Here is a 4,520-nt window from a genome sequence, read left to right as displayed (position 1 = left end):
TCAGTGCCGGCGCAGAGTGTGGACTTTCCGTCCCTCTTCGAGCTGCACGATACATTCCATGACGCGGCGGTGGCGTTACTTCTGGAGGCCTGCCGGTTACTCAAGATTGAGCTAGTGGACTGGCCCAAGGCTGCGGAGCGTTTCGCGAGGGACGCGGCGCTTTATCCGGAGGGGTTGAAAACACGCGCCGGCAGCAAGATTGCCAAATGAGCAATGGCTCTTGTGACGCGGAGGAAAAGCGATAATGCGGGACGTTAGTCGAGGATTGACTTCCCGGGCCCGGGGAGCCCCACGATCATGATGACGAACCCGTGGGCGGGATAGGGGACGCCTGACAAGCCGCTGTACCCCCGGCTTCCCGCCCACGTTTTTTTGTTTTGGGGTACGGTTTCTATTGAGGGGTACTGGCGATGGCTTTCATCTTCAAAAAGACTCTCGTGCGGTAGTACCACGAAGGGGAACGGGTCACGGCAGCCAAGGCCAAGCGGCTCATCAAGTCCGGGAAGCAAGTCAAAAAAGTCAAAGAGCAATCCCGTAAGTGGTCCATCCGTTTTCGATTTCCCAGTGGCCAAGTGAAAGAGGTTCCGGCTTCACGGACAAAAAGGCCACCCAGGCCTATGCTGTGGAATTGGAACGGGAAGCTGAACAGTTAGCCGGCGGAGTGATTCAGCCCACGGATAAGTTTCTTCGCGAACCGTGGGAAAAGCACCTGGCCGACTTCCAACGGGAACCGGAAGCCCGCGGGAGAACAGGCAAACATATCGCGTTAAGGCTTTCCAGGATTCGCAAGGTATTCTCTCTAACGAACGTGGAAACCCTTGACGATATTCGCCCGCAGATACCATCCTTTCCCTGGACGTAAGCACAGAAACCCGCAATCATCACCTGGTGGCCTGTAAGGCATTCGCCCGCTGACTGTGTTCACCAAGTGGTTGGGGAATACCCCCTCCATAGCGTTGCGACACTATGTGGACCCGACGGATGGTGCGTATAAGACTGCCCTCCAGCGGACTCCCAGGACCCGGCACGATTCGCACAATATGCATCCAAAAACCGCTAGCATCCCAATGGACTGTCCACATCCGGACACCGCTAGCGCCCCAATGGATGGTGCACCTCCGGGCAGTTCTAATGTTCAAATGAACAGTGGCGCAGAATCCGGCACACGGGTTTCACAAAAAGCGGCTCAGCAGGTTCCCGCAACGAGTGGCAAGATAGAGAAAAGTCAATCACAAGAGCAGTTCCGTTACGATGTTATGCAACCCACTGAGTGTCGTAACTTATGGCTGCAAAATAACTTAATGGAGCGGAGGGGATTCGAACCCCCGACCTCTAGAGTGCGATTCTAGCGCTCTCCCAACTGAGCTACCGCCCCGGGGCCTGCAAAGTGGGCGATGCGGGACTCGAACCTGCGACCCCCAGCTTGTCGAGCTGGTGCTCTAACCAACTGAGCTAATCGCCCATGCCGCTTTCCTGGCCGTTTGCCAACCAAGCGATCACGGCCACCGCCGCCGGAGCCCAGGCGATCAAGTATCTCCGCGTCTTGGACTGCTCGGCCTGTTCCAAGGGCGGATAAACTTCGCCACGCTCTGCAGTCCAGCTCTAGGCAGCGCGACCGCCCTGGCTTGCCAGGATGTTCTAGCTCTATTTTAACCGGCCCAGCCACTGGTAAGTCAATAGCCCCCGTCGGCCGTGATAGCCGTCATATGGTCGCCTGCAAGGGGGCCGTTTACAATGGGCGAATATCCGGCCGTGGTCCCGTTGCAAATTACCTTTTAATTCCAATGCCGTGGGCGGCCGTGCTGTGGGCTCAACCAACAGAAGGGGAGAATCTGTCCCTATTTTTCGGCACGGTCCGCCAGCGCTCCTTGAGGCAATACACAGGTTGCGTCACCCAGGATTGTGGTAATGGCTAAAGTGACATACAAATCGGCGGGGGTGGACCTGGACCTGTACCGCCAGGCCATGGCCCGAATCCCCCAGCTTCTGCGAAGGACGATGACACCGCGGACCATCGATTTGCCCAATGGTTTCGCGGGGTTGTTCCGTCTGGACTTTCCCTGGCCCCTGTTTGCGCGGCGATATCAGGACCCCGTACTTGTCGCCTGCACGGACGGAGTCGGAACCAAGCTCAAGGTGGCGTCGCTGGCGGGCGTTTACAATACGGTGGGCATTGACCTGGTGGCCATGAGTGTCAACGACGCCCTGTGCTGTGGCGCAGAGCCGCTGTTTTTTCTGGACTATGTGGCCATGCCTAAAGATGATCCCCCGCTTTTGGAAAAACTGCTGGAAGGAATTGTCGAGGGGTGTCGCCAAGCAGACTGTGCACTCCTCGGGGGAGAGACGGCAATCCTTCCGGACCTCTATCAACCCGGGGACTTTGATTTGGCTGGCTTCTGTGTAGGGGTAGTGGAGAATCGCTCGGTCATCACCGGGCAGGCGATCTCCCCAGGTGATACCGTGCTGGGGCTGGCCTCTACCGGCTTCCATTCCAACGGCTACAGCCTTGTCCGGAAGGTGGTCTTCGAGGTGGCCGGGCTGAAGGTGGAGGACTCCGTTCCGGAATTAGGCATGACCGTGGGACAAGCCCTGCTCACGCCGACGCGTATTTATGTTCGGCCAATCCGCTCCGTGTTGCGGTATTACCGGGTCAAGATGGTGGTACATGGGATCGCCCATATCACTGGTGGCGGCATTCGCGAGAACCTGTCGCGAATTGTGCCAGCGGGTGTCCGGCTTGTTCTAGACAAATCGGCCTGGCCGGTGCCCCCCATTTTCTCCTGGGTCCAGCGCCTCGGGGATATTGATGACGAGGAAATGGAAAACGTGTTTAACCTCGGTCTGGGAATGATTCTCGTCGTGAGCAGTTATTATGCGACCAGTATTCGCCATCAGCTCGAAGACCAGGGCGTTCCCTGTTGGGAAATCGGTCGGGCAGAGGCTGCCGAGGCAAGCGGGGTCGTGTGGGCAGGGAGGCCGTCGTGAGCTTCAATGAGGCCAGCCGCTTTTTCGATCTCACATAATGGCTGGACAAGTTGACAGGCGGCGTAAGAACGAGATACATCGACGGGATTCATGGACTGGGACTAACGGCGTCGAACGGTTTTCATGGGCAATCAGACAAACTGGAAGGTGCAACCAATTGCTCCCAGCCAGCGGGTTCGAAATATCTCAGGCTGCGCGAGCCTTTCGAACCCGAGAGCGTCTAGCCGTGGGAACAGGCGTTTCACCGGTGTTCAGGTCGTGAGTGGCTGAATCCGTAGCGTCATCGGGATAAGGATCGGGCACAAAAAACCAGGCATCCGGAGCCGACAAAGCCCAGGGGTTACCGCCGACGTCCATGGGATCGGAAGCCGAGCCGAGCGGCCTCTGCGCCTCGGCCTCATCGACTTCTTGTTGCGCTTTCGCGGAGGGATCTTCTCGAAGAGTGTTTTCGTGCCGTGATTCCCCGACTGAAGGTGTCTGGGGGGAATCACTCGTTTCTCCCGCATGGGAGACGGTAGACGTCGGTGTGGAGTTTGCCCCATTCTCCCGTGACTGTGCGGCCTCATGCATGGGCGTGGAATGTGATCGGCCAACTGAACGCTGCGGTCTGCGGGAAGACTTGGCGGGAACTGCGGCCGACGTCAGATTCGTCACCGGGATTCCCAGGTCGTGGCAGACGTTTGTGATATGCTCATGACAGGTTAGCAGGAGAATTTGCTGGCGAGATCCAGCAAGCTCGGCCAGGGTCCGACAGGCTGCTCGAACACGGTCCTGGTCAAAGTTCACCAGCACATCATCGAGAATGAGCGGCAGTTGGACTCCGCGAGCCGCCCAATCACTGGCCAGAGCCAGTCGCAGGGAGAGGAAAAGCTGTTCTCGGGTACCACGGGAAAGCTCATCCACGCGTCGCAGCTTTCCGGAATGATCTTCTGTGACAAGCACACGCTCAGCAAGGGGTGTCCACACGCGGCGGTACCGGCCATCCGTCATAGATTCCAGGAATCGGGAGGCCCTCTGAAGGATCCGGGGTTGTCGTTCGTGCTCGTACTGCTGGCGAACTTTTTCGAAAAGAAAGAGCGCCAGCCGTGGTAAACGTTCGCGAATAAAGACGGGACCGAGCTTGTATTCGATGGTCGCCAAGGCCAGGCGTTTTTCCTCGATGCGGCGGTCGCGGGCCAGCGCTTCGATCTCCGTAGTCAGTCGTTCCAGCATCTGGCGGCAGGACGCGACCTGAGCACTATATTCCTCCACTTTCCCAATTGCTTCCTCAAAGCGCGACTCCAGACCAGCAAAGAGCTCGCCAAGTTTGTCGGCTGTTGTGAAGCGGTATGGCAAACCGTCGAGCGACTGCCGAAGCGTCGCCGTGATTTGCTCGTGCTTCTGACGGAGTTCGCGGGCCTTTCGCCAGTGACGGTACGCGCTGCTCATCGGTCCCGAGAATCCCGTGCGACGCCGGAATTTTTGGATGTGCTGCCTCAATGCGGTCTGTAACTTTCGCAACGCGTTTTCCTGAAGGCGGAGGTCTTTTGATGCCG

3 protein-coding genes, 2 tRNA genes and 1 pseudogene are annotated in these 4,520 nt (G+C 57.9%); 3 read left to right on the top strand and 3 right to left on the bottom strand.

Annotated features, from left to right (window positions below):
• On the top strand, positions 1-210 hold a 210-nt coding region (locus ABJK56_RS12970; RefSeq protein ID WP_347245090.1), incomplete at its 5' end, for a hypothetical protein.
• 328 nt (positions 211-538) lie between these two features.
• Positions 539-862, top strand: coding sequence for a hypothetical protein (locus ABJK56_RS12965; protein ID WP_347245089.1), 324 nt, complete (start codon positions 539-541; stop codon positions 860-862).
• 440 nt (positions 863-1,302) lie between these two features.
• Here the strand turns inward: ABJK56_RS12965 and ABJK56_RS12960 are convergent.
• Both ABJK56_RS12960 and ABJK56_RS12955 read right to left on the bottom strand, forming a co-directional pair.
• Positions 1,303-1,375 (bottom strand) — tRNA-Ala (locus tag ABJK56_RS12960).
• Positions 1,376-1,388: 13 nt separating this feature from the next.
• Positions 1,389-1,462, bottom strand: a tRNA-Val gene (locus ABJK56_RS12955).
• A gap of 446 nt (positions 1,463-1,908) precedes the next feature.
• Between ABJK56_RS12955 and purM the strand changes: the two genes are divergently transcribed.
• The gene (purM, locus tag ABJK56_RS12950) at positions 1,909-2,985 is read left to right on the top strand and encodes a phosphoribosylformylglycinamidine cyclo-ligase (protein ID WP_347245088.1); all 1,077 of its coding nucleotides are present in this window, start codon (positions 1,909-1,911) and stop codon (positions 2,983-2,985) included.
• A 186-nt stretch (positions 2,986-3,171) separates the two neighbouring features.
• Here the strand turns inward: purM and ABJK56_RS12945 are convergent.
• Positions 3,172-4,520, bottom strand: a pseudogene (locus ABJK56_RS12945) (hypothetical protein); the annotation flags it as partial.

Source organism: Thermogutta sp. (assembly GCF_039793925.1).
In the GTDB taxonomy this organism is placed as follows: Bacteria; Planctomycetota; Planctomycetia; order Pirellulales; family Thermoguttaceae; genus Thermogutta.
This window is presented reverse-complemented; position numbering and strand designations above follow the sequence as displayed.

Excerpts from the sequence above, each read along its gene's own strand:
- purM (WP_347245088.1), top strand. The coding sequence starts at position 1,909 with ATGGCTAAAGTGACATACAAATCGGCGGGGGTGGACCTGGACCTGTAC.